The sequence below is a fragment of the Micromonospora sp. DH14 genome (assembly GCF_029809455.1).
In the GTDB taxonomy this organism is placed as follows: Bacteria; Actinomycetota; Actinomycetes; order Mycobacteriales; family Micromonosporaceae; genus Micromonospora; species Micromonospora parva.
Map to the genome: position 1 here is coordinate 204,454 of NZ_JARVKT010000003.1, position 24,461 is coordinate 228,914.

25 protein-coding genes are annotated in these 24,461 nt (G+C 73.5%); 19 read left to right on the plus strand and 6 right to left on the minus strand.

Annotated elements, in window-relative coordinates; all coding sequences use genetic code 11:
• The first annotated feature begins 4 nt into the window (after nucleotides 1-4).
• Nucleotides 5-733 carry a phospholipase gene (locus QCZ28_RS06840; protein ID WP_279515740.1) on the plus strand — a complete coding sequence of 243 codons (729 nt, stop codon included), beginning with the start codon at nucleotides 5-7 and terminating at the stop codon, nucleotides 731-733.
• A 12-nt stretch (nucleotides 734-745) separates the two neighbouring features.
• Here QCZ28_RS06840 and QCZ28_RS06845 read toward each other — a convergent pair whose 3' ends face one another.
• Entirely contained in the window at nucleotides 746-1,870 is a 1,125-nt protein-coding gene (locus QCZ28_RS06845; RefSeq protein ID WP_279515741.1) for an FUSC family protein, read from the minus strand.
• A 1,069-nt stretch (nucleotides 1,871-2,939) separates the two neighbouring features.
• Nucleotides 2,940-3,080, minus strand: coding sequence for a hypothetical protein (locus QCZ28_RS06850; RefSeq protein WP_279515742.1), 141 nt, complete (start codon nucleotides 3,078-3,080; stop codon nucleotides 2,940-2,942).
• A 45-nt stretch (nucleotides 3,081-3,125) separates the two neighbouring features.
• Between QCZ28_RS06850 and QCZ28_RS06855 the strand changes: the two genes are divergently transcribed.
• The 18 genes from QCZ28_RS06855 to QCZ28_RS06940 all read left to right on the plus strand — a co-directional run bounded on the left by QCZ28_RS06855 (nucleotide 3,126) and on the right by QCZ28_RS06940 (nucleotide 21,019).
• Complete coding sequence (locus QCZ28_RS06855; protein ID WP_279515743.1) at nucleotides 3,126-4,289, plus strand: FAD-dependent oxidoreductase; 1,164 nt, start codon at nucleotides 3,126-3,128, stop codon at nucleotides 4,287-4,289.
• A gap of 192 nt (nucleotides 4,290-4,481) precedes the next feature.
• The gene (locus QCZ28_RS06860; protein ID WP_279515744.1) at nucleotides 4,482-5,264 is read left to right on the plus strand and encodes a DUF3153 domain-containing protein; all 783 of its coding nucleotides are present in this window, start codon (nucleotides 4,482-4,484) and stop codon (nucleotides 5,262-5,264) included.
• Between the two features lie 148 nt (nucleotides 5,265-5,412).
• Nucleotides 5,413-5,748 (plus strand): hypothetical protein, encoded by a 336-nt coding sequence (locus tag QCZ28_RS06865; protein ID WP_030327513.1) that lies wholly within the window; start codon nucleotides 5,413-5,415, stop codon nucleotides 5,746-5,748.
• A 13-nt stretch (nucleotides 5,749-5,761) separates the two neighbouring features.
• Nucleotides 5,762-6,370: a glycine zipper family protein gene (locus tag QCZ28_RS06870; RefSeq protein ID WP_210866078.1), complete on the plus strand. Its 609-nt coding sequence runs from the start codon at nucleotides 5,762-5,764 to the stop codon at nucleotides 6,368-6,370.
• Nucleotides 6,367-7,065, plus strand: a complete 699-nt coding sequence (locus QCZ28_RS06875; RefSeq protein WP_279515745.1) for a carboxypeptidase-like regulatory domain-containing protein — start codon at nucleotides 6,367-6,369, stop codon at nucleotides 7,063-7,065. Before QCZ28_RS06870 ends, QCZ28_RS06875 begins: the two co-directional genes overlap by 4 nt.
• 23 nt (nucleotides 7,066-7,088) lie before the next feature.
• Complete coding sequence (locus tag QCZ28_RS06880; RefSeq protein WP_279515746.1) at nucleotides 7,089-8,339, plus strand: phage tail sheath subtilisin-like domain-containing protein; 1,251 nt, start codon at nucleotides 7,089-7,091, stop codon at nucleotides 8,337-8,339.
• A gap of 1 nt (nucleotide 8,340) precedes the next feature.
• Nucleotides 8,341-8,823 (plus strand): phage tail protein, encoded by a 483-nt coding sequence (locus QCZ28_RS06885; RefSeq protein ID WP_030327509.1) that lies wholly within the window; start codon nucleotides 8,341-8,343, stop codon nucleotides 8,821-8,823.
• A gap of 1,132 nt (nucleotides 8,824-9,955) precedes the next feature.
• A complete protein-coding gene (locus tag QCZ28_RS06890) occupies nucleotides 9,956-10,168 on the plus strand; it encodes a hypothetical protein (RefSeq protein ID WP_279515747.1) in 213 nt (70 codons plus the stop codon).
• Nucleotides 10,168-11,073, plus strand: a complete 906-nt coding sequence (locus QCZ28_RS06895; protein ID WP_279515748.1) for a hypothetical protein — start codon at nucleotides 10,168-10,170, stop codon at nucleotides 11,071-11,073. Before QCZ28_RS06890 ends, QCZ28_RS06895 begins: the two co-directional genes overlap by 1 nt.
• Nucleotides 11,070-12,662, plus strand: a complete 1,593-nt coding sequence (locus QCZ28_RS06900) for a contractile injection system protein, VgrG/Pvc8 family (RefSeq protein ID WP_279515749.1) — start codon at nucleotides 11,070-11,072, stop codon at nucleotides 12,660-12,662. Before QCZ28_RS06895 ends, QCZ28_RS06900 begins: the two co-directional genes overlap by 4 nt.
• Nucleotides 12,659-13,000 (plus strand): hypothetical protein, encoded by a 342-nt coding sequence (locus QCZ28_RS06905; RefSeq protein WP_279515750.1) that lies wholly within the window; start codon nucleotides 12,659-12,661, stop codon nucleotides 12,998-13,000. Before QCZ28_RS06900 ends, QCZ28_RS06905 begins: the two co-directional genes overlap by 4 nt.
• The gene (locus QCZ28_RS06910; RefSeq protein WP_210863368.1) at nucleotides 12,997-13,431 is read left to right on the plus strand and encodes a GPW/gp25 family protein; all 435 of its coding nucleotides are present in this window, start codon (nucleotides 12,997-12,999) and stop codon (nucleotides 13,429-13,431) included. Before QCZ28_RS06905 ends, QCZ28_RS06910 begins: the two co-directional genes overlap by 4 nt.
• A complete protein-coding gene (locus QCZ28_RS06915) occupies nucleotides 13,428-16,088 on the plus strand; it encodes a putative baseplate assembly protein (RefSeq protein ID WP_279515751.1) in 2,661 nt (886 codons plus the stop codon). The genes QCZ28_RS06910 and QCZ28_RS06915 overlap by 4 nt, the downstream gene beginning before the upstream one ends.
• Nucleotides 16,069-16,584, plus strand: a complete 516-nt coding sequence (locus QCZ28_RS06920; protein WP_279515752.1) for a phage tail protein — start codon at nucleotides 16,069-16,071, stop codon at nucleotides 16,582-16,584. Before QCZ28_RS06915 ends, QCZ28_RS06920 begins: the two co-directional genes overlap by 20 nt.
• Nucleotides 16,581-17,510, plus strand: a complete 930-nt coding sequence (locus tag QCZ28_RS06925) for a hypothetical protein (protein WP_279515753.1) — start codon at nucleotides 16,581-16,583, stop codon at nucleotides 17,508-17,510. Before QCZ28_RS06920 ends, QCZ28_RS06925 begins: the two co-directional genes overlap by 4 nt.
• Entirely contained in the window at nucleotides 17,507-17,968 is a 462-nt protein-coding gene (locus tag QCZ28_RS06930; RefSeq protein WP_279515754.1) for a hypothetical protein, read from the plus strand. The genes QCZ28_RS06925 and QCZ28_RS06930 overlap by 4 nt, the downstream gene beginning before the upstream one ends.
• 25 nt (nucleotides 17,969-17,993) lie before the next feature.
• A complete protein-coding gene (locus tag QCZ28_RS06935) occupies nucleotides 17,994-18,749 on the plus strand; it encodes a hypothetical protein (protein WP_279515755.1) in 756 nt (251 codons plus the stop codon).
• Nucleotides 18,750-18,799: 50 nt separating this feature from the next.
• On the plus strand, nucleotides 18,800-21,019 hold the full coding sequence (locus tag QCZ28_RS06940) for a hypothetical protein (protein WP_279515756.1): 2,220 nt from the start codon (nucleotides 18,800-18,802) through the stop codon (nucleotides 21,017-21,019).
• 7 nt (nucleotides 21,020-21,026) lie between these two features.
• On the opposite strand, the gene QCZ28_RS06945 is transcribed toward QCZ28_RS06940, so the two are convergent.
• Genes QCZ28_RS06945 through QCZ28_RS06960 form a run of 4 tightly spaced genes read right to left on the minus strand, consistent with a single transcriptional unit; the run spans nucleotide 21,027 to nucleotide 24,433 of the window.
• Nucleotides 21,027-21,878 carry a PmoA family protein gene (locus tag QCZ28_RS06945; protein WP_279515757.1) on the minus strand — a complete coding sequence of 284 codons (852 nt, stop codon included), beginning with the start codon at nucleotides 21,876-21,878 and terminating at the stop codon, nucleotides 21,027-21,029.
• Entirely contained in the window at nucleotides 21,875-22,579 is a 705-nt protein-coding gene (locus QCZ28_RS06950) for a hypothetical protein (protein ID WP_279515758.1), read from the minus strand. Before QCZ28_RS06950 ends, QCZ28_RS06945 begins: the two co-directional genes overlap by 4 nt.
• Complete coding sequence (locus QCZ28_RS06955; protein WP_279515759.1) at nucleotides 22,563-23,450, minus strand: carbohydrate ABC transporter permease; 888 nt, start codon at nucleotides 23,448-23,450, stop codon at nucleotides 22,563-22,565. Before QCZ28_RS06955 ends, QCZ28_RS06950 begins: the two co-directional genes overlap by 17 nt.
• Nucleotides 23,450-24,433 (minus strand): sugar ABC transporter permease, encoded by a 984-nt coding sequence (locus tag QCZ28_RS06960; RefSeq protein WP_030327490.1) that lies wholly within the window; start codon nucleotides 24,431-24,433, stop codon nucleotides 23,450-23,452. Before QCZ28_RS06960 ends, QCZ28_RS06955 begins: the two co-directional genes overlap by 1 nt.
• Between the last annotated feature and the right edge of the window lie 28 nt (nucleotides 24,434-24,461).

Here is a 24,461-nt window from a genome sequence, read left to right on the forward strand (position 1 = left end):
ACCCGTGTCCGACTCCGCGCCGTCGCACTGGGATCCGGCGCCGAGCCCGCGCGACGGCCGGTTGACCGCCCGCCACCACCCACCGGTGGCGCCGAGGCGCACCGGGCTGGTGCCGATGACCGGCCGCGACGGGGACCGGCTGGCAGTGGGGTACGTCCCGGAGCCGGCGGGCGACGGTTCGGCGTACCGGTTGGTGCTGCTCCTGCACGGTGCCGGCGGCTCGGCGCGACAGGGCCTGGATCTGCTGTTGCCGGTCGCGGACGCGCAGCACCTGCTGCTGGTCGCCCCGGACTCGTCGGCGGCCAGTTGGGATCTGATCGCCGGCGGTTTCGGGGCGGACGTGCGGCGCATCGACGCGCTGTTGGCGACCGTCTTCGACGGCTACCCGGTCGCCGACGTGACAGTCGGCGGCTTCTCCGACGGCGCCTCGTACGCGCTGTCGTTGGGCCTGGCGAACGGGGATCTGATCGACGCGGTGGTGGCGTTCTCCCCCGGTTTCGCCGCGCCGCCGGTCACGCACGGCCGGCCACGGGTCTTCATCTCGCACGGCGTCGAGGACCGGGTGCTGCCCATCGACGTCTGCAGCCGCCGCCTCGTCCCCCATCTGCGTGACCTCGGTTACGACGTGACCTACGAGGAGTTCCCCGGCGGCCACGACATCCCCGTGCCGGTTCGCGACTCGGCCGTCAGCTGGCTCACCGGCCATCCCCCACGGGCCGGGGCCCGCCCCTGATCGGGGCGGGCGTCAGACCGGGGGAAGGCCGAGGGCGTCGTCGACGCGGGCGAGGACGGCGGCGTCGTCGCCCGGGTTGACGCCGCGCAGCAGGTCGATGGCCGTGGCCCGGACCTGACCGATGATCATTGCCAGGGGAAGGGTCTGGGTGGAGCCGAAGAGCTGCCCGGCGGCGTGCACCGCGGCCAACGCCGACTCGTCGGCCCGGGTGGCGTGCCGGTCGGCGGTCTCCTCCCGCCCGTTCAGGTCGGCGGCGAGGGCGGCACCGGCCTGCCGGACCGCCTCGGCCAGGGACCGCAGGGCGGCGCCCAGCTCGGCCGGGGCCGGCGTCTGCATCCGGCTGAGGGTCACCCCCGCACGGGCCAGCACCCGGACGTTGCGGACCGCGTAGTCGGTCTGCCGGATCGACTCGTCCACCGAGCGCAGCCGACCGAGGTGCTGACGTCGGCGGACGTTGAGCCGCAGCGCCTCACCGGCGGCCAGCACTCCGTCGCGCAGCCCGTCCACCCGGGCGTCCATCCCGCGCGCCTGCCGCAGCGCGGCGACCGCCGCCGGCTCGTCGCGGTCGTCCAGCGCGTCGGCGATCCCGCCCAGCAACCCGGCCAACTCGTCGAAGGTCCGCCGCACCTCGGCGACCAGCGGGGCGAGCGGGTGCCGGGCGTCGACCAGCAGGCTGGCCGCGAGCGCGACGACGCCGCCGACCAGCGCGTCGACGAAACGGAACGGCACCAGTGACCCGTCCGGCGGCGCGACCACCACCAGGTAGAGCGCGGAGACCGCCGCCTGCACCAGGGTCACGCCGGTGGCGCCGAAGGCCACCGCGAGCAGGACGGTGAGCAGGATGACGGTGAACACCGTCCAGGTGCTGCCCGGGCCGAGCGCCTGCACCACCAGGTCCGCGACGAGCACCCCGGCGGCGACCCCGAGGACGACCTCGACGGCGCGGCGGATGCGCTGCCCCCGGGCCTGACCGAGAACGATCAGCGCAGCGGCCGGCGCGAAGAAGGGCTGCGGGTGCCCGAGCAACCGGGTGGCCAGCAGCCAGGCCACTGTCGCCGCGACCGTCGCCTCCAGCACCGGCCGCCAGCCACGCCGCAGCCGCCCAGCAGCCGTCCGCAGCCCGCTGATCCGCACCATCGCCCAACCTCTCCCACCCACGCCGGTCGCCTGCCGCGCCCCCGCCCCGCCCCGCCCCAAGGCCCGCCGCATGCCGGGCCCGCCGCACCGGGCTCGCCGCATGCCGGGCTCGCCGCATGCCGGGCTCGCCACATGCCGGGCTCGCCGCGCCGCAAGCCCCGACGCGCGTCGGGCCGGCCCGGCCGCACGTCACCAGCTCATCGCACCGCGAGGCCGAGGCGAAACCCGGGTCGTGGCCCCGCCGCCAACCAGGTCACCACACCACCGACCAGGTCACCGCACCGCCAGCCCATCTGAGTGCGCCACGACACCGCCGGCCCACCCGCATACGTCGTTCGCGGCCCCTTTGGAGCTGATGCCGTCAACGAATCAGGCGCCCTCCCGTGCACGGTTCACACTGGCGGCCCTGACCGTGTCGAGTCCGATGTCGTAGACGAATCAACCGCGATGTCGCGAACGGATCGCGCTCGCGGTCGTAGTCGGATCGAGCCGGATATCGCAAACGGGCCTGACTCGATGTCGAAACCGGCCTGGCCCGATGCCGCAAGCTGAGCTGGCTCGATGTCGCAAGCTGAACTGGCTCGATGTCGCAACCCGGTCTACCTCGATGGTGCGAGCTGAGCTGGCCCGATGTCGCAACCGGCCTGGCTCGATGGTGCGAGCTGAGCTGGCCCGATGTCGCAACCGGCCTGGCTCGATGGTGCAAGCTGAGCCGGCCCGATGTCGAAAGCTGACCTGGCCCGAGTCGCAAGACGATCCGGATTGATATCGCGAGCGGAGCTGGCTCGATGTCGTAAACGATTCAGCTCCAAAGGGCCCACCCACGGCACCACGTCGACGGCCCACGATATCCCGAGATGATCGTCTCCCGTCACCCGTCGGGCCTGCTTACCGGACTGCCGCCGAGCCCCGCCCGGTGCCAGCGCGCCCACGTTCCCGATGGACCCGCCAGGCCCGCCCACCAGGCAGGCCCGCCCACCAGGCAGGCCCGCCCACCGCGAGGCCCGGCCACCGCCAGGTCCGCCCACCAGGTCCGCTTCGACGCTCGATGGCCGGCGGGCCGGTCGGGTCAGTTTCCGGTGAGGGCGCGCAGCAGTGTCCGGACGGCGGAGCTCAGGTCGGCGCGGCTGGCCGCGCTGCCCGGCGGCGGGGCGGTGAGCGCGCCCGCGCCGGCCAGCCGGTCGAAGAGCAGCCCGTCCACGAACGCCACGAACTGGTCGCCCTGCCGGTGTACAGGTGTAGAAGGAGGATCGGCATGAACGACTCGCACGCGGTGGTGGTGGGCGGCGGCATCGGCGGGTTGAGCGCGGCGCTCGCCCTGCACCGGCACGGATGGCGGGTCACCGTGCTGGAGCGCGCCCCCGAGCTGCGCGAGGTCGGCGCCGGCCTGAGCCTGATGGCCAACGCGGTGCGCGCGCTGGACACCCTCGGCCTCGGCCCGAGCCTGCACCGAGGTGGGCACGGCGAGGCACCCGGCGGCATCCGTAACCGGCACGGCCGGTGGCTGTCCCGGGTGGACGCCACGGAGATGGTCCGGCAGCTGGGCACCACCGCGCTCGGCGTGCACCGGGCCACGCTGCACCGCACCCTGCGCGAGGCGCTGCCCGCCTCGTCCCTGCACACCTCGGCCACCGTGGAGCACGTCGAGTCCGACCCGGACCGGGCGTCGGTGTGTTACCGGACCCCGAACGGCCCGCGCACCCTCACCGCCGATCTGGTGGTCGGCGCCGACGGCCTGCGCAGCCGGGTCCGCGCCCAGCTGTGGCCGCAACACCCCGGCCCGGTGTACGCCGGATCGACGGCGTGGCGGGCGGCCATCGCGTGTGCGGACCCGGTCCCGGCCGCCATCACCTGGGGACCGGGGGCCGAGTTCGGCATGGTGCCGATCGGCGACGGTCAGCTCTACTGGTACGCCGCACTGAACGCCCCGCCGGGCGGCCACGCCCCCGACGAACTCGCGGCCCTGCGGGAGCGCTTCGGTGACTGGCACGACCCCATTCCGGCGCTGCTCGCGGCCACGCCGCCCGGCGTCGTGCTGCGCAACGACATCCACCACCTGGCCGTGCCGCTGCCGTCGTACGTGCGGGGGCGGGTGGCGCTGCTCGGCGACGCCGCCCACGCGATGACACCCAACCTCGGCCAGGGGGCCGGACAGGCCATCGAGGACGCGGTGGTGCTCGGCGCGGTCTGTGCCAACGGCGCCGAAGGGCTGCCGGCCGCCCTGGGCGCGTACGACGAGCAGCGCCGACCGCGCAGTCAGACCGTCGCCAGGGCCTCCGTCACCGCCGGCCGGTTCGGACAGCAGCTGCGCCATCCGATCGCCGTCGCGGTGCGCGACACCGCGTTGCGGCTCACCCCGGGGCGGGTCGCGCTGCGCAGCATGGCCCGGTACGCCGACTGGCGACCGCCGGCGGGCTGAGGATACCCGGGACAATTCTCTTCCGATCAGCGCACCGCCGCCGATGAACCGTCGTCGCCCCAAAACTCCAGAATAGTCATTCGGGTCGTCGTCCGGGCTAATCAAAGACGACAGCGCGTCGGTACAATCGGCGACTTCGTTGTGACCGATCGCTGACTGCTGATGATGAAAGCGATCACACACACTGAGCCCATGACCAGGAGAGTCAACCGCGGCAGGGCACTCCGCGTCGCGGTGTGCCTCCTCCTTCTCGCCGCGCTGAGCGGCTGCATGCAACTCAACATGGGGTTGACGGTCAACGCCGACGACACTGTCGACGGCCAGCTCCTGCTGACGGCCCAGAAGTCCGTGCTGAGCGGGCGCAACAAGAACCTCCCGGTCGCCTTCGCGGAGTTGCGGCAGAACATCCCCGCCCTGCCGGCCGGCGAGGAAACCCTTTACCAGGACGACACTTTCTACGGATCCCAGATCAGTTACCGCAAGGCCCCGCTCGCCGGTTTCGACACCGAGAGCGTGAAACTGGTCCGGGACGGCGATCTGTACCGCTTCACGCTCCCGCTCGACCCCAAGAAATATGGCGGAAAGGTCGCGGAGCAGAATCCGCAGAACCAACAGGCGTTCCTCAAGCTCATGTCGTTCGAGATCTCGGTGACATTTCCCGGCCGGGTGATCGACAGCAATGGCACCGTCAACGGCCGTTCGGTCAGTTGGAAGGTCGACCCCAACCAGGAGAAACCGGCCGAACTGCGGGCCGTGGCCGAGGCCCCGCCCCGCCCGTCCACCTCACCGGCCGCCGCCGGCGCTGACGACGACGGCGGATTCCCCTGGCTGCTGGTCGTCGGCGGTGTCCTCCTCCTGCTGGTGATCACCGCGGTGGGCGTACTCCTGGTGCGCCGACGCCTCCCCGCGACGCCGGCCGCGCCCGGTCCGACCCCGCCGCCGGGCCCGCCCGCCGGCGCCCCGGGGCCCGGCTGATCCATCTGGTGGCCGGCCCCAGCCGGCCACGCCCGGCCCCGGCCGCCCCCGAACCGATGGCGACCGGCCCCGGTGCTCCCCCCGCGGGCGCACCGAACCTCACCACCACCACATCCCGGTCGCACCATCGCAGAAAAGGGGGATCGTCATGAACGATCTCTTCACCTGGGCAGCTCTGGGGACCATCGCCGGCGCGAGCGCCGCCACCCTGCTGGCCACCAACGTCATCGGCGGGCTGATCGGCCCGAGCGGCGACAAGCTCCGCAAGTGGATCGCCATCGCCATCGCGCTGCTGCTGTCCTACGTGACGGCGGCGTTCGCCGACGACGCCGGCGGCGAGAAGTGGGTCATCGCGTTCTTCAACGCGCTGGTCATCTTCTCCGCCGCGCTCGGCGTCAACCAGTTCCCGCCCGGCAACCGGCAGGCGACGCCGACGCAGGTCGCCAGCGGTCGCGAGCCCCGAGTCTTCCGTTCCTGGGTCTGAGAGGGGTGTCGTCATGGTCTTCGGAATCCTCAGCGCCGTCATCCAGGTCGGCTTCGGGGCCCTGCTCGGCTTCCTCGCCGGTGGCCCGATCGGGCTGCTGATCGGCGCCGTCGTGGGCCTGGTGGTCGGCGCGGTCTTCGGCTGGTCGGTGGCCTCCGCCGGGGTGTACGCCTCGGACGCCCGCGGCATCTTCCTCTTCGTCGTCGACCACACCTGGAGTCTGCTCAACACCGTCGTCGGCGCCATCTACCTGACCGTGCACCTGATCTTCGGGCACTCCCTGGACCGGCCCACCTCGCTGGGCAGTGGACGGGTCAGCGTGGTGGAGGGGGTCTCGCCCCGGTACGCCACCACCATCGGCACGGTCTGCGCCGGCTCCAGTTCCGGCATCCAGCGGCACGAGGACGTGCACATCTTCCAGGGTCGCCTGCTCGGGCCGCTCTACATCCCCCTCGTGCTGGCCAACTACGTCCTGTTCACCATCGCGCCGGTGTGGCTGCTCTACCACGACCACACCAACGCGCCGATCAACCGCTTCACCCGGTACTTCGAGATCGGCGTCTACCCGCACGTCTGGAACGAGGCCATCGCGTACCGGATCCAGGGGACGCCACCGCGATGAACAGCCACGGGCGCGGACCGATCGAGACCGCCACCGCCGAGCTGGTCGCCTGGGTGACCAGCGCGGCGGGGGAACCCGTCCCGGTCGGCCCGCCCCGCGCGTGCGACGACGCCGACGGGCTCACCCTCTGGCCCCTCGACCTGCGCCCGGCCCGGCAGACCCGCTCCAGCGGCGCGGTCCGGGAACCGTACCGGTTCACGGTCCGCCACCTGCTCTGCGTGACCGGGCCCGCCGGGTTGCCCCGGCTGGATCGGGTGCTCACCGCCGCGACCAGCGACGGCAGGTACCCGGTCGTGCTGGAGGCCGGCGACGCACCACTGTGGACGGCGTTCGGTGCGGCGCCCCGACCGGCGCTGCTGATCGACGTGGCAGCCCAGGTGGACCACCCGACCCCGGCCGCGCCGCCGGTACGGCAACCGCTGCGGTTGCGGCAACTCGACGTGCGCAGCCTCCGTGGGCGGGTCGTCGGCCCGGAGCACCAGCCACTGGCCGCGATGCGGGTCGAGCTGCCCGGCACCGGGTCCGTCACCCGCACCGACCCGCAGGGCCGGTTCCTGATCGCCGGTGTGCCGCACGACCCCGAGCACCCGGGCCCGGTCCGGCTGCGGCTGACCGGACGCGGGCTCGTCCTCACCGCCGACGTCGACGCGGGCGAGGACGACATCGTCATCGTCTGCGCGCCACCGACCCACTGACACCCACCCGCTAAGGAGGGCCGATGCCCAGTTACTTCTCCCCCGGCATCTACGTCGAGGAGGTCCCCAGCGGCGCCCGACCGATCGGGCCGGCGAGCACCAGCATCGCCGCCTTCGTCGGCGTCGCCCCGGACCGCTCCGCCCACCTGGGCAAGGCGGTGCCGGTCAACAACTGGACGGAGTTCCTGCGGCTCTTCGCCGGCGGCGAGCGGGTGGAGAGCACCCCACTGGCCCGGGCGGTCTTCGGGTTCCTGGACAACGGGGGCGCCCGCTGCTGGGTCGTCAACGTCGGCGAGGGCGGTGCGATCACCGGCACCGGGCAGCGGCGCGGCGGTCTGCAACTGTTGGAAGCCGTCGACGAGATCTCCATCATCGCCGCGCCCGGCTTCCACGACGTCGTGTCCCACGAGGCGCTGCTCAGCATGGCCGAACGCACCCGCACCATGGTCGCGATCTGCGACCCGGCGCCGGACATCGACGACATCTCCGCGTTGACCCGGGTCGCCACGCCGTCCGCCGGCAAACCCCCCAAGCCCGCCGACGGTACGGGCGGCGGCCCTGGCGGCGGCTCCGCCCAGCCGGGCGGCTCCGGCGGCCACGAGGGGGCCGCGTACCGGCCGCGACAGTCCGAGTTCGGCGCGTTCTACTACCCCTGGTTGCGGGTCCGCGACCCGATCAGCGGCGAGTTGGAACTCACCCCGCCGAGCGGGCACCTGGCCGGCATCTGGGCCCGCACCGACGCACTGCGCGGGGTGCACAAGGCCCCGGCCAACGAACCGGTGCGCGGCGCCGTCGACCTGGGCTACCTGGTCACCCGACCCGAGCACGACGTGCTCAACCCCAAGGGCGTCAACGTGATCCGCTACTTCGCCGGTGAGGGCATCCGCGTCTGGGGCGCCCGTACGCTCGCCGCCGAGGCCAGCGAGTGGCGCTACCTCAACGTCCGGCGGCTCAGCATCGCCATCGAGCAGGCCATCGCCAACGGCACCCGGTGGATGGTGTTCGAGCCCAACGACTTCACCCTCTGGCGTTCGATCCGCCGCGACATCGGGGCGTTCCTGACCCGGGTGTGGCGCGACGGCGCGCTGCTGGGGCGCAGCCCCGAGGAGGCGTTCTTCGTCAAGTGCGACGAGGAGACCAACCCGCCGGAGGTCCGCGACGCCGGCATGGTGATCGCCCACATCGGCATCGCGGTCGTCAAGCCCGCCGAATTCGTGGTGTTCAAGCTGAGCCAGTGGGCCGGCGGCACCGAGACCGAGACGATCGGAGGCTGACATGCCCACCACCGCGACCCCGCAGCCCGGCGCCCCGGTCGACCCGTACCGGGCGTACAACTTCCGCCTGCTCATCAACGGTGTCACCAACGGCCACTTCACCGAGATGACCGGGTTGGAGGTGAACATCCCCGGGCAGCCGTACCGGGAGCACGGCCTGGGCCGGATGCGGATGGTGCCCGGCCAGGCCGAGTACGAGCCGGTGACGCTGCACTTCGGCCTCACCGCCTCCCGCGAGCTGTGGGACTGGGTGAACGCCACCGCCCAGGGCACCCTCAACCGGCGCAACGTCTCCGTGGTGCTGCTCGACTCGGTGGGCACCGCCGAGGTGCTGCGCTGGAACCTGATCGACGCGTGGCCGACCCGGTGGCGCGGCGCGCACCTCAACACCCTCAGCCACGAGATCGCCATCGCCTCGCTGACCCTGCGTTACGAGGGCCTGGAGCTGGAGACCGGCGGTGCCACCGCGCCGACGCCCGCGTAGCTGGCTGGCCGGCCGACTGCGTTCGGCGGCCGGGGCGGTGCAGCGCCTCGCCGGGCGGGTCGAGCCGGACGGGCACCTCGCACCAGACGGGCACCTGCCACCGCAGCCGCCGGCGGACACGCCGGTGACGCCACCGCGCCGCTTCGGGGAACCCCCGCAGCACTGGCTGGACCTGGTCGCCGCCCACGCGCCCGGCCTCCTGCACGACCTGGACCTCGACCCACCCGCCGCGGAACCGGCGCAGGGGCGCGATGACCCCGCCGTCGGGTCCGGCCTCGGCGATCGGACCGCTCAGGACGGGCCGGACCCGTGGACCGCGGTGACCCGACCGGCTCGGCCCACCGGAGAGGGCGCCGGGCCCCCTGCCGACACGGTGGGTCGACGTGCCCCCGACACGGTGGGTCGACGTGCCCCCGACACTGGTGGTGGGCGCGACCGCTCGACCAGCACGAGCGGCCCTGACCTGGCCGTGCACTCCGACGGGCGGGGCCGCGCGGCGTCCGCCACGCACCACAGGGTGGGTGACGACGCGACGGTGGGCGCGGGGTACGGCGCCGACGGCCCCGAGGCGCTGAGCGGAGTCGGACGGCCGGACGGTCCACCCTCCACGGGCGAGACCGTGAGGTCGGCACACGCGTCGGGCGCAGCCGACCGGTCCGGCAGCCCGGGGATCAGCGGTGCCAGCCCACGGGGCGGCAGCGGCGCCTCCGACGTCGCGAGGACCACTGAGGCGCCCTCCGCGGCGGATCCGGCTCGACGTCCGCCGGACGGGTGGCGTCTACGCGCGTCATCCCGACCGCTCGCGGCGACGAGACCGGCGGGCGACGACCCCACGACCGCCGACCCGAGAGGGCTGCCCCGAATCGGAGAGCCAGCCCACCCCCCGACCCCACACCTCGCTCCTGGCGAGATCTTGGAAGAGTTCGGCCCTTCCAGGGGCACTTTCCTTCCAAGGTCCACGACGGCCGACGCCGACGCCGACGCGGGCGGGGCGGGGCCGGACCGGGCGGCGGCTGGCGGTGACCGGTGGCCGGCCCTTCCAGAGGATCGGGCCCGGTCGGGGCAGCGGGTTGGCGAACGAGCTGGACACCACACCGGACGCCGGAACGGTCCGGCCGCCGGGGCCGCGAGAGTGGCCCGGATCGGCTCGGCGTACCGCGAGCCGGGCGGCGGACGAGGGCCGGCGAGCACGACGTTCCAGGCCGACGCTGTGTTTCAGGCCGACGCGGCGGAGATCGACCCGTGGCCGGCGCTGCCCGACGACAGCGCACTGTGGTCGGTCGCCGGGCCGGCGCTGGACACCGCCCAGCTGACCCGGCTGGACCGGGAACAGGCGGGTGACTGATGGAACGCGTCGCCTTCCTCATCGACTCCACGGGGGTGCGGGTGGACTGCCTGCTCAACCCGGAGACCGTGCAGGTGACCCGGCTCGCCGGGGTCCGTCAGCGGGGTGCCGGCGGTGGGCAGCTCACCGGGTCCGGCCTGGCCGACGACCCGCTGGTCTTCACCGGCGGCGGTCGCACCGAGCTGGTGCTCGACCTGCTCTTCGACGTCGACTTCGTGGAGGCGCAACTGCGTCCGGCCGACGTGCGGGTGCTCACCCGTCCGCTGTGGATGCTGGCGGAGAACTCCACCGCCGACCACGGTTGGTTGCGGCCGCCGCTGGTCCGGTTGGTCTGGGGGAAGACCTGGAACGTGCCCGGTGTGATCGTCGCGGTGGCGGAACGCTTCGACGCGTTCACCGGCACCGGGTCACCGCGACGGTCCTGGCTGCGGCTGAAGCTGGTCCGCGCCGCCGAGACGGCAGACCAGGCCGAGGCCGGCTTCGCCGAGGAGTTGGCCGCCGCGAGCACCCCGACCGCCGCGCCGGGCAGCGCGGTGATCGCCGCCGGTGACGGCGCGGCCGAGCCGGGTCGCTCCGGCGTACGGTTCGACCTGCTGGCCAACGACGCGCTCGGCTCGCCGCTGCGCTGGCGGCTGCTGGCCGAACACAACCGGATCACCGACCCCCTCGCCGTGCCGGCCGGCACCACCCTCGCCGTCCCACCAGCCGGCCCGCCGGGCGGTGGGCCGACACTGGCGGGTGCGGTGACCGGAGTCGCGCGGGCGGTGGCCGGCGCGGTCGGCGCCGGCGCGTCGTTCGTGGGCGCCTCCATCGCCACCGCGCCCGCCGCCTGGGGTCCGACGGCGGGATCGTCGACCAGGCCCACCCCGACCAGCACACACCCGAGCCCCGGGGGTGCGTCGTGACCAGCGTCGCGCCCCGGGCGTTGATCGTCCGTCTGGACGGTGCCGAGCTGGTCGGCACCGCTCGTCAGCGGATCCGGTCACTGCGGGTGGCGGCCCGCCTCGACCAGCCCACCCAGGCCGAGCTGGTGCTCGCCACCACCGCCGGGGCCGGCGCGTTCGACCCGGCGGTACGCCCCGGCACGGCGCTCGACGTACGGCTCGCCGACCACGCGGACGCCCTGTTCACCGGTGAGGTCACCGGCGTGGAGGTGGAGTACGCGGCCGACGGGGCGGCGGTGCTGCGGATGCGGGCGTACGACCCGCTGCACCGGTTGCGCAAACGGCAGGGGTTGCGGGTGTTCACCTCGGTGACCGCCGTCGAGCTGGCCCGGGAGCTGTGCGACGCGGTGGGGCTGACGGTGACCGCCGAGGATGACGGCCCCCGGTTGGAGCGGCTGCTCCAGCACCGGCACAGCGATCTGGAGTTGCTGCGCGAGGTGGCCGGCCGGGCCGGCCTGCACCTGGCCGCCGACGGTGACGGGGTCCGGCTGGTCACCCTCGCCGGTTACGGGGAACCGGTCGCGTTGACGCTCGGCGCGGGGGTGCACACCCTGCGGCTGTCCACCAACACCGATCAGGCCAGCGGTGCCAGCGCCGCGCTGGGCTGGCATCCGCAGCGGGCCGAGGTGATCAGCCAGCAGGTCGACGAGGCGCGCTGCGGCAGGCCCGCCGACGACCGCCCGGACCCGGCCGACGTGGGTGCCGGCGGGGTCCGCACCGCCGTGGACCAGCCCGGCCGCAGCGACGACGAGTTGGCGGCGCTGGCCCAGGCCCGACTGGACACCCGGGCGGCGACGCTGGTCACCGCCGAGGGGGTGGCCGAGGGCGATCCGGCGCTGCGTCCGGGCCGCCGCGTCGACCTGGGCGGGGTGCCCGACCCGGTCGCCGGGGCGTACGTGCTGACCGAGGTGGTGCACACGGTGGACGGCAACGGGCACCTGACCCGGTTCTCCACGGTGCCGCCGGCCATCCCGGCGGGCCTGACCGGCGGCGCGGTGGTCACCCTCGGCACGGTCACCGACGTCGCCGACCCGGACGGGTTGGGCCGGGTCCGGTTGACCCTGCCGGCGTACGGGGACCTGGACGCCGGCTGGCTCGCCGTGCTCTGCCCCGGTGCCGGGCCGGGCAAGGGTCTGGTGGCGCTCCCCGACCCGGCCGACACCGTGCTGGTGGTGCTGCCCGGCGGGGAGCCGGCCTCGGGCATCGTGCTCGGTTCGCTGTTCGGCGCCGTCGAGCCGTACGACGCGGGCATCGACGGCGGAAGGGCCCGCCGCTGGACGATGCGCACCGCCGGCGGGCAGTCGATAGTCGTCGACGACGTGCGGCGCAGCCTGCGGCTGGCCGCCGAGGGCGGCAGCTTCCTGGAGCTGACCCCCGACCTGGCCACCCTGCACGCGGCGTCCGACCTGGTGATCTCCGCACCCGGTCGGGCCATGGTGGTGCGCGCCCGCAGCGTGGACTTCCTGCACGCCGAGTCGACCGAGGACCCGAGCACCGCGGCGGAGCAGGCCCGCTCGCTCGCCCGCGCCCATCAGCAAGGAGGCGGATGATGCGGTGGATCCACCGGGACTCCGTGATCACCTGCGATCACGACGGCCGGGTCGAGAACCGACCCTCGCGGCAGTGGGTGACAGTCTCCGGCGTGCCCGTGCTCGTCGACGACGACCCGCAGGGACGCACCATCGTCGCCTGCCCGAACTACGGCCCGACCATCAAGCCGTGCACGCAGACGTTGACGGTCCGGGTGGGCTACAGCGACTGGGTGCGCGTGGACGGGCACCGGGTGGTGCTGTCGCACCTGGAGGGTTTCACCAACGGCACACCGCCGGGGCTGGTCAAGCACACCGTGCGCGACCCGGCTCAGGGGTTCCTGGGGGCGGACCGATGAGGGCGTTCCGGTTCGTCGGCGCCGGCTTCGACGCCGGCCGTACGGGTGGGTTGGCGCTGACCGCGGCCGGCGGCCTGGCGATGACCGACGGCGACGAGAGCGTACGGCAGGCGTTGTTCCTGCTCCTGTCGACCACACCGGGTGAGCGGCTGATGCGACCCGGGTACGGCTCCCGGCTGCACCGGTTGGTCTTCGCGCCCAACGACGACACCACCGCCGGTCTGGCCATCCACTACGTCCGGCAGGCCATCGCCCGGTGGGAGCCCCGGGTGGAGGTGATCGACACCGATGCCGGGCCGGACCCGGACGACGCGTGGCGGTTGGTGATCCGGTTGGACTACCGGGTGCGGGCCAGCCTGACACCGGGGCAACTGGTCTTCTCCGTCGACCTACTCCCGGCCGACGAGCCCACCCAGGAAGGAGCGTCATGACGCTGCCCGTGCCGCACCTGGACGATCGCGGCTTCCTCGACCTGGTCACCGAGGCCCGGGAACGGATCCGGCAGTCCTGCCCGGCGTGGACCGACCTGTCGGCGCACGACCCCGGGATGGCGCTGGTGGAGACGTTCGCGCACCTCACCGAGGTGATGATCTACCGGTTGAACCAGTTGCCGGAGAAGGCGTACGTCTCGTTCCTGAACCTGCTCGGCGTCACCCGGCACGCGCCGACCGCCGCCTGGGCGGACGTCCGGTTCACCCGCACCGGCACCGACCGCGCGGCGGTGCGGATCCCGGCCGGTCTGCGGGTCGCGGCGGCCCGCGGCGCGGACCCCCGGCCGGTCGTGTTCGTCACCACCGAGCCGACGGTGCTGCCGGTCGACGAGACGTCGGTGACGGTCCGGATGCACCACTGCGAACCGGTCGAGGCGGAACTGCTCGGCGTGGGCACCGGCCAGCCGGGGCAGGTGCTGCGCGCGGCGCACGCGCCGCTGACGCGCACCGCCGAGGCGCTGGACCTGCTGCTCGGGGTGGAGGTGCCGGCCGGCACCGTCGAGCTGGGCGCGGCGGCCCGCGAGCACGACGGTCGCACGTTCGAGATCTGGCAGCCGGTGGAGAGCTTCGCCGGTCTCGGCCCGCACGCCAAGGCGTACCTGGTCGACCGCTGCTCGGGCACCGTCACCTTCGCCCCGGCCCTCGACCTGCGACCCGCCACCGGGGCGACCCCGGTGGCCGAGCCCGCGCCGACATCGGTCACCGTCGCGGCCGTGCCGCCGGCCGGGCGGCAGGTCCGGCTCTGGTACCGCGCCGGTGGCGGGCCCACCGGCAACGTGGCGGCGGGCACGCTGAGCACCCTGCGCGACCCACTGCCCGGGGTACGCGTCGACAACCCCGCCCCGGCGGCCGGCGGCCGGGAGATGGAGGCGCTGGAATCGGTGCTGCTGCGCGGCCCGTACGAGTTCTTCGCCCAGCAGCGGGCGGTCACCGCCCGCGACTTCGAGATCCTCGCGACCAGCTCCGGGGCGGTGGCGCGGGCACGGGCGTTCACCCGCGCGGCGGTGTACAGCTTCGCCCGGCCGGGCGAGGTCGAGGTGGTGCTGGTGCCGTACGTGCCGGAGGCGGCCCGTCCGGGTGGTCGACTGCCGGTGGCGGTGCTGCGGGAGCACGAGGTGCCCGAGGCGCGCCACCGGGTCGAGGCGGACCTGGAGGAACGCCGGATGGTCGGCATCCGCTCCCGGGCCACCTGGGCGCGGTTCAAGGCGGTGTCGGTACGCGCCCGGGTGGTGGTCCGCCGCGAGGAGGACGTGGACGCGGTCCGTCGCCGCATCCACGACCGGTTGCACCAGACGTTGAGCCCGCTGCCGACCGCGCTCAACCCGACCGGTTGGCCGTTCGGTGAGCCGCTGCGGGCGTCCAACGTGTACCGGCTGCTGGAGCACGCCGAGCCGGGGGTGCGCTACGTCGAGTCGGTGCGGTTCGTGGTCGACGAGGCGCCCGACGCCGACGTGCGCGCCCTCGCCGTCGACCAGTACCAGCCGCGCACCTGGTACGCCGGGCGCGGGGCGGTGCTGTTCCGCTCCAGCAACGGCGGCGCGGGGTGGGAACCGGCCGGTCGTTTCGACGACGAGACGGTGCTGCGGGTGGCGCCCGCGCCCGCACCGGTGCGGCCGGGCATCGTCGCCCGCCCCGGTTCGGTGGCGGTGGTGACGCTGCGGGCCTCGGGCGGCTCCCGGGTGCACCTGAGCGCCGACCTGGGCGAGACGTGGTCGCTGCTCACCGACCTGGACTCGCGGATCTCCGATGTGGCGTGGCTGGACCGCGACGGCGCGGGCGCGCTGCTGGTGGCCACCGACACCGGCCTGTACGAGGTGTCGCTGCTGCCCGGCGCGGTGCCGTTGCAGATCCTGGTCGACCCGTCCGACGCCGACCGGGGCTTCTACGCGGTCCGCACGTTCGTCTCGGAGCGGGGCGCGCCGGGTGTGGCGGTGGCCGCCCAGGCCGGCTTCGGGGTGTACCTGTCGACCAGCGGCGGCCGACCCGGCAGCTTCACCCACGTCGGACTGGCCAACGTGGACAACCGGGTGCTCGCCGTGCAGTACGACGGCCCGGCCACCCTGCTGTGGAGCGGCGCCGGCGAGCCGGACCCGAAGAAACCCGGCCAGGGTTGCCACCGCACCCGGCTGTTCGAGTCCGACGTGAAGTGGCAGTCGATGCAGGCCGGGTGGATCGGCGGCACCTGCCGGGGCCTCGCGTTCGCCGGCCAGCAGGCGGTGGCGGCCACCCAGAGCGGCGGGGTGCTGCGGTTGGACACCCTGGCCGCCCAACCGCAGTGGCAGGCGGTGTCGGTCAACTCGGGGTTGCCGTTGCGGGACCGGACCCGGTTCGTGCCGGTCGACGCCATCGCGATCAGCGGCCCGACATCCGGCGGCGCGGGCGCGCCGGGCGCGGCGGCCGGCGGCACCGGCGCGGCGGAGCGGCTGATCCTGGCCGGCGGGGAACGCGGCGTGCACCGCAGCGCCGACGCCGTCACCTGGACGCCCAGCGCCAACCAGGCCACCGCCGACGTGGTGACCGTCCCGGATACCTGGCTGCTCTGCTCCGGCGAGCACGACATCGAGGTGGTGCGCCAGGATGCGACGCTCGGCGATTGAACGGTTGCTGCCCGCCGCCTACCAGCGGGCCTGTGTGCCGGGCAGCGTGCTCTGGGCGCTGCTGGACGTGATGGAGGGGCTGCACGCCCCGGACGAGGCGATCCTCGCCGAGGTGGACGCGCTGTTCGACCCGTACCGGGCGCCGGACAGGCTGGTCGTGCGGTTGACCCGCTGGGTGGCGATGGACCACGTGGTCGCCTCGCCCCGCCCGGACGCCCCGCTGCCGCTGCCGGTGGGGCGGCTGCGGGACCTGGTGGCCAACGCCGCCCTGCTGGCCCGCTGGCGCGGCACCCCGTACGGGCTGCGCCGGGCCCTGGAGCTGGCCACCGGGACGTCGGGCTTCGCCATCGACGAACCCGCCGAGCGGCCCTTCCACGTCGTGGTGCGGGTGCCGGTCGACGCCGCCGGCCAGCTCGCCGTGATCACCCGCATCGTCGAGGCGGAGAAACCCGCCTCGGCCACCGTCGAGATCGTCCTGGAGGAGGAGTCGTCATGACCACCGAGTGGGCGGTCGTCGCCGCCGCCGAACAGTTCACAGTCGACCCGCGCAACTGCGGCGAGTTGACCTTCACCGTCTTCAACCCGGGCACCGCGCCGGACACGGTGGTGTTCGACGTGGCACCCGGTGACGGCTCCCAACGGGCGTGGTTCACCGTCGCCGAGCCGCAGCGGGTGGTACCCGGCCAGGGCTCGGTGTCGTTCCTGGTCAAGCTCGCCGTGCCGGCCGGCACCGCGCCCCGGCGCTACGACATGACCGGGTTCGCGTACTCGGCGAGCACCGCGCCGGAGGAGAGTTCCCGTTCCAGCGGCCGGGTCACGTACGAGGTGCGGGCGGTCGCGCCGCCACGGCGTACCCCATGGTTGTGGATCGCCGCCGCGGCGGCGCTGGTGCTGGTGGTCGTCGCCGTGGGGGTGGTGTTGCTGACCCGCGGCGGCGAGCCGGCCCTCGGCGAGCCGCGGGTGGTCACGGTCGAGGCGGAGAGCCTGGTGCCGGGCGCGGTGGTGGACTCCCCGGCGAAGAGCGGGGCGAAGGTGGAGGCGCAACCCAACTGCTGCGGGGTGACCTGGTCCGGGGACACGCAGTTGTTCTTCCAGGGGTTGGCCATCGGCGACCGGGTCACCGTGACGGTGCAGATCCCGGCCGACGGCACCTGGCGGTTCGCCGCGGTACGCACCACGTCCCTCGACTACGCCAACACCGTGTTCACGATCGACGGCACCCAGGTCGGGGGCACGTTCCTCGGCTTCACGCCGACGGTGCGCAGGACCGAGATGCTGGACGTCGGGACGGTGCGGCTCAGCAAGGGCCCGCACCAGGTCACGCTGCTGGTGGTGGGCAAGACGCAGGGCACGAACCGCTACTTCGCGGGGGTCGACGAGATCCGGTTCACCGAGGTCGTGGCGCAACCCGTGGCCCGATGAGCGGTCGACAGAAGGCGCTGCTGGGGTTGCTCGCCGTCCTGCTGGTGGCGCTGTTCGTGGTCGCGGTCGCGGCGGGCCGCGGCGACCGGGGTGATCCGGCGGCCCGACACGGGTTGGTCGACCGGTTGGCCGCGCTGGGCGGCGAGCGTGCGGCGGTGGACCCGGCGACGGTCGACGCCGACTGCTTCGAGGAGCCCGGTCGGCTGGTCTTCTCCGGCACCTGCGTGCTGCGGGTCGCCGACCCGGGCGGGCTGCGCACGCTGGTGTTGCGCAGCGCGGCGCCGTTCACTGTCGTCGCCCCGGCGCCCGGGGACGCCGACCTCACCATCCGCGACGAGGTGGAACCGGCGGCGGACGGCACCGGCGCGGTGGCGAAGATCGCCGTCGACCAGGCCACCGAGGTGGGCCTGGTCTGCCCAGGCCTGGGCGGCTGCACTGTCGTCGTGGCCACATCCTGACCCGGGCTGAGAGGAAGGTGTCGCCGTGGGTGACCTGCGCAAGCCGTTCCTGCTGATGGCGATGCTCGCCATCGTCCTGGCGATCGGGGTGGAGGTGGGGGCGGGGCTGCTGCTCGGCGGCGCCGACGCCGGTGCGGCCCTCGCGGACAGCGCCGGGGCGTTGGACGTGGAGATCGACGACGTGTCCGGGGTGAGCGAGCCGTCCGGGCGGGGCACCGGTTACCTCGCGCTGATCGACGCGGTGGCGGTCTGGAGCACCGGGCTGTTCTGCCTGGGCCTGCTGCTGCCCGAACGAATCCAGGGTCGGGTGCAGGGCGTCGCCAGCCTGATCTTCTCGATCATCCTGATCATCGTCGGGCTGGTCGCGCTGGTGATCGCGTTCGTGGAGCTGTCCATCATGGTGTCGCTCTTCCTGGCCGTCCCCTTCGGCACCCTGGCGTACCTGGCGCTGTGGGGCTTCTTCCCGGTCGGCGAGGCGGCGGTGCTGCTCGGGCTGGTGCTGCTGCTCAAGCTGGTGTGGGCCGGGATGCTGGTGCTGGCCCAGCCGCGCTTCCTGCAGAACAAGGGCCTCGTCCTGCTGATCCTCACCACACTGCTGTGCACGGTGGTGCTGGAGTTCCTGCACGGTCTGGTGCCGGTGATCCTGGTCAGCATCGTCGACGACGTGGCGGCGCTGGTCTTCGCGATCATCGCGATCATCTGGGGGCTGGTGCTGCTCATCGGCTCCATCCCGGCGATCGTCAAGGCCCTCCGGGTAACCGCCGCCCTGCCGGCCCGTTGACGTTTGCGGGATCGGCAGCGGCCGGGTGGATTGTCTGTGACCCTGACGGCGTGGACGAGACGCCGGGGCGCGACACCGTGGAGCTGCGCGTGCACGGCATTTCCGGCGTGACCGCCGAACGGATCCTCGACCACCCGATCGTGGTCCGGGTGGCCGGGGACACGCACGCGGGCTTCTTCCGGCCCCGGCCCGGCAGCGGCACCGCCGGCGGGGCCACCGAGGGAGTCGCCGTCGAGGCGTACCGCTGGGGTTCACTGACCGCCGGCGCTGCGGTACGGACGGCCTCGATGTTGTTGCTGCTGCCCTTCATGTTGAGCAACCTGGCGATCTGGCTCCGGCCGGCGGGGCACGACAGGTGGGGGCTGCTCGGCCTGCTGTGCCGGTTGCTCGCCGGCACCCTCACGGCCACGTTCGTGCTGGCGGCGGTGGGCGTCACCCTGGACCTCATCGGGTGGCAGTGCCTGCCGTACCCCGGGTGTCGGGCCAGTCGCCCCTACCTGGCGTGGCTGCACAGCGTCCCCGCCGGACCCCGACTGGCCCTGCTGTCGGTCGTTCCCCTGCTGGCGTTGCGGGTCGTATGGGCCATCGGCACCCGGTCGGCGCGGGCCTTCGAGGGGTTCGGGCCGTCGTCGACCCGACCCCTGCCCGGCGACGGGACCGAGAGCCTCGCCGACGCCGGCTTCTGGCAGGACGCGCACACCACCGGCTGGCTACGACAGATCCACGTGCTGCTCGGCGTCGGAACCCTGAACGTCGCCCTGCTCGCCAGCGTCGCACCGGGTGGGATCGGCGCGACCGGACACGTCGCGCTGTTCGTGATCGCCGTCGGGCTGCTCGGGTCCGACGTGGCCCTGCTCGCCCTACCCGTGCCCAGCCCGGTGAGGGCCCGACGGATCCTGCGCCCCCTCTGGGCGGCCACCGTGGTCGCGACAGTGCTGTGCCTCAGCTCGGCGACGCTCGCGGGAGCGGCACCGTCCGGGTCGGGCACGCTACCCGGATACGAGGGTGCCGCCGCCGGGGTGGTCGCCGCGCAGGGCGTCCTGCTCGTGGTGCTCACCGTCGTCACGTACGTCCGACAGCGTGCCGTCCGGGGCGACGAGCGCCCCGTCCTACGCGGCCTCGGCACCCCGATCGCGGCGGCGGCGGCGGTGAGCGTCGGCGCGGCCTTCACCGCCACCCTGGTCTACCGGGTCGCGGACGCCCTCGACCGCGGCGACATCCCCGATCCGATTCGGCCCAACCCGCCGATCGTCGGCCCGCTGGAACCACCGGTGGCCTACTGGTGGGCCGCGCTCGCCGGGCTCGCCGCGCTGCTGATCGGCGGGGCGGTGACCTCGGCCACCCTCCTGCTGACGCGAGGGCGGCGACGCCGACTCGCGGCACGGATCATCGAGCGGGACTACCCGGACGTGTCGGCGCGGGACGCGCACCGGCTGCGCCTGGTCCGGGAGACGATCGCCCGGTCCCGGGTCGCCGAGGAGTTGGGCCCGGTGCTCGTCGCGTTCCTGGTGATCGCGTCGCTCGGGCTGGCCACCGTCGCCTTCGACGTGATCGGGATCGGTCCCACCCAGCTCGCGGCCCGCCTGGGCGGACACGGGGGCGCCTTCGCCGTGCTCGCCGCCTACGTCACCGACGCCGGTGTGTGGGTGATCAGCCTGCTGGTGATCAGCCTCCTGATTCTCGGTTTCCGGGCCTACCGGTCGGCGCAGACCCGGCGGGTGGTGGCGGTGCTGTGGGACCTGGGCACCTTCTGGCCCCGAACGGTCCACCCGTTCGCGCCGCCCTGCTACGCCGCCCGCGCCGTCCCGGAGCTGGCGAAGCGGGTCACTGGGCTCACCGCACGGGGGCCGGTGGTCATCTCCGGGCACAGCCACGGCTCGGTGCTCGCCGCCGCCACCATCCTGCAACTTCCGCCGTCCGTACTGGCCCGGGTATCGCTGTTGACCTACGGCTCACCGCTGCGGCGTACCTACGCCCGGCTCTACCCGGCGTACCTCGGACCAGGGACGCTGCACGACCTGGGTGAGCGGATCGGGTGGCGGTGGCGCAACCTGTGGCGCGACACCGACCCGATCGGCGGGCCGGTGTTCCCCCCGGGCCCGGGCGGGCCACCGGCTGGCGTCGACATCGACCTCCGGCTACGGGATCCCCGCAGCCTGACCATCGACCCGGCGGACACGGTGCCGCCGCCGATCGAAGGGCACTGGCCGTACCACACCCAGACCGCGTACCAGGCGGCGATCCGTGAGCTGACCGACCGATCCGGCTGATCCGCGCTCACGGCATCAGCGTGACCAGGGCCCTCACCTCGTTCTGGTCGAGGGTCCCGTCGGCCACCCACACCTGGTACCGGCCGTGCCGGCTCCCACCGGCCGGCACCACCGCCGGGCGGTCGAACGCGAACGCCACGCAGACCCCCGGATACATCGCGGTCCGCACGAACCACCTGTCGCCGCCGCCGAGGCCCGCGAAGACCAGTGTGTACGCCCCGCCGCCCGGCCCGGACCCGGTCAGCGCCAGCCACGGCGCCGCACTGCCGTTGACCGCCTGCTCCCCGGCCGCGTCGGCGGTGAACACCGCCGGTTCACCGTCGGCGACGGCCCGCCAGAAGAACCCGCCGTAGCCGGCCCCACCGGGGCGACCGTTCGTGGCCGGGCTGCCCAGGCGCACCGCCCGGTCGTCCGGGGCGACGAGGACGGACTCCACATCGAGCCGCCAGGCGTGCGGCGCGATCACCGACGCGGTGAGCCACCTCCGCTCGGTCAGCAGCACCGCGCCGGCCCGGTCGCGCCACTGGAGGTCGTGCGCGTACCGGCTCGGGCAGCGCTCCACCTCGCCGGTGTGCGCGATGACGCCGTGGTCGTCACGCCAGGTGTAGCCGACGTCGCGGACGTAGGTGCGCCCGCCCCAGAGGTTGCTGCCGTTGACGTCCTGCACGGCGAGGGACGCGCCGAGGTGCCACACGTGGTCGGCGGGGAGCGCGTCGGTGACCACCGTTCCGCCGAGCGTGCGGACCGGGTGCAGGTACGGTCGGGGCCCGTGCCGCGCGTCCAGCGCCGGGTCGAGCACGTACTCGGCCACGTCGGTGGCCCCGACGGTCAGCCGCACCGACTCCCCCACCCCGGTCATCGCAGTCCCCCACGCCCGACGCCGGCGACCGGCACCGGCTCGGCGGGGCTCGGCGGACCGACGGCCGGGACCGGTCGGCGGGCGGTGACGGCGTGCAGGGCGGCCACCGTGTAGCCGGCGAGGATCGGCACCGCGACCGGGGTGACCAGGACGGCGAGCAGCCCGGCCAGCGCGACGACCCCGGTGAGCGCGGCCCAGCGGGTGGGCGCGTCGAGGCAGGCGCGGGCGGCGCGGCGGGCCGAGGCCCGCCACCGCCCGCCCCCGTTGCCGCCCACCTCGACGACGACCAGCCCGGCGTACCCGGCCAGGCCGGCCGCGATCAGCGCGGTCACCAGCAGAGCCGCCGGGCCGCCCGGCACCCGGCCGGTGGCCAGTGCCGCCAGGTCGGCGGCGAGCAGCACGGCGCCGCCGAGCCCGAGCAGGCTGACCGGCACACCGGGCAGTACCGCGCGGCCGAACCGGCGCACCGTCGTACGCGCCGACGGCCAACTGCCGGTCCGCATCCAGTCGTGCACCGCCGCGCTGGCCGTGCCGGCCGCCGAGGCGGCGGTGAGCACTGGTGCCGCCGCGAGGATGAGCAGGATGCCCAGCAGCGCGAGGTCCGCGGCGTCGCGGGCGACGTCGCGCCAGTCCCGCCGCCCGGCGGTGTCGTCGGGTTCGGCGGGTTCGGCCCGCGATGTCGGTTCAGCCCTTGATGCCACTGGTGTTGATCCCCTCGACGAGCATCCGTTGGAACGCGACGAAGAACAGGAAGACCGGCAGCAGCGACAGCACCGACATGGCGAACATCGGACCGACAGCGCTCTGGCTCGTCGAGTCGATGAACAGGGTCAACGCGACCGGGACCGTGTAGTCCTCCAGTTGGGACAGGAAGACCAACTGGCGGAAGAAGTCGTTCCAGGTCCAGATGAACGAGAAGATCGCCGTGGTGACCAACGCGGGGCGGCTCAGCGGCAGGATGATGTGCCGGAAGATGCCGAACGGGCCGGCACCGTCGATGCGGGCCGCCTCGTCCAGTTCCCGGGGCACGCCGCGCATGAACTGCACCATGAGGAAGACGAAGAACGCCTCGGTGGCCAGGAACTGCGGGATGAGCAGCGGCAGGTACGGCCAGTCGCCGCCGACCAGCCCGAGGGTGCGGAACAGGATGTACTGCGGAACGATCAGCACGTGCTGGGGCAGCAGCAGCGTACCGATCATGACGGCGAACCACATGCCGCGCAGCCGGAACCGCAGCCGGGCGAAGGCGTACGCGGCCAGCAGGCAGGACAGCCCGTTGCCGACGACGGTGAGCAGGCTGACCATCGTGCTGTTGAGGAAGAACCGGCCGAAGCTGACGTCGAAGTTGGACCACCCGGCGGTGTAGTTGCCCGGGCTGAACCGCTCGGGCAGCAGCCCGACGTTGTTGACGATCTCCTCCTGGGACTTCAGCGAGGTGCCCACCATCCAGATCAGCGGGTAGAGCACCACGGCGACGATCGCCAGCAGGATCAGCAGTCGCAGCACCGGGCGTCCGCCGGGTCGTCGGCGCGCGGTCGGCGGTGCTGCGGTCGTCGGGGTCACCGCCACCATCACCGGTCCTCCCCGTCGGAGTAGTGCACCCAGAACCGTCCGGTGCTGAAGAAGACCGCGGTGATGACCGCGATGGCGATCAGGAAGACCCAGGCCATCGCCGAGGCGTAGCCCATGTTGAGGTCGGTGAAGCCGGTGATGTACAGGTTCAGCGTGTACATCAGGGTGGAGTCGACCGGGCCGCCGGTGCCGTTGCTGAGCACGAACGCGGCGGTGAAGCCCTGGAAGCCGTTGATGGTCTCCAGCACCAGGTTGAAGAAGATGACCGGGGAGAGCATCGGCAGGGTGACGTCGCGGAACTGGCGGAGCCGGCCGGCCCCGTCGACCGAGGCGGCCTCGTACAGCTCGGTGGGCACCTGCTTGAGCCCGGCCAGGAAGATCACCATCGGTGCGCCGAACTGCCAGATGGCCAGCACCATCAGCGTCTCCAGGGCCCAGTCGGGGTCGTTCACCCACGGCTTGCCGGTGATGCCGAAGAGGCTCAGCAGCGAGTTGAACGCGCCGTCGCGGTTGAACATGTTGACCCAGACGATGGCCAGCGCCACGCTGCCGCCGAGCAGGGACGGCAGGTAGAACAACCCCCGGAACAGCCCGACGCCGCGCCAGGCGCGGTTGAGCAGCAGCGCCACGCCGAGCGCCGCGGCCAGCTTCAGCGGTACGGCGATCAGCGCGAAGGTCAGCGTCACCCGCACCGCGTGCCAGTACGACGGGTCGGCGGTGAACATCCGCTCGTAGTTGGCCAGCCCCACCCACTCCACCTCGGAGAAGGGGGTGAGGATGTCGTAGTTGGTGAAGCTCAGGTAGAGCGACAGCAGCATGGGGATCGCCGTGACACCCATCAGACCGATGAGCCACGGCGACAGGAAGACGTACCCCGCCAGACCTTCGCTGTGCCGGAAGCGCCCGGGCCCACGCCTCTGCGGGTGGGCCCGGGCGGATCCGGGGCCGCGTCGGGTCGGGTCGGGCGCCGTGGTCAACGCCACGAACGGCTCCTCTCCTCGCCTCGGGGGC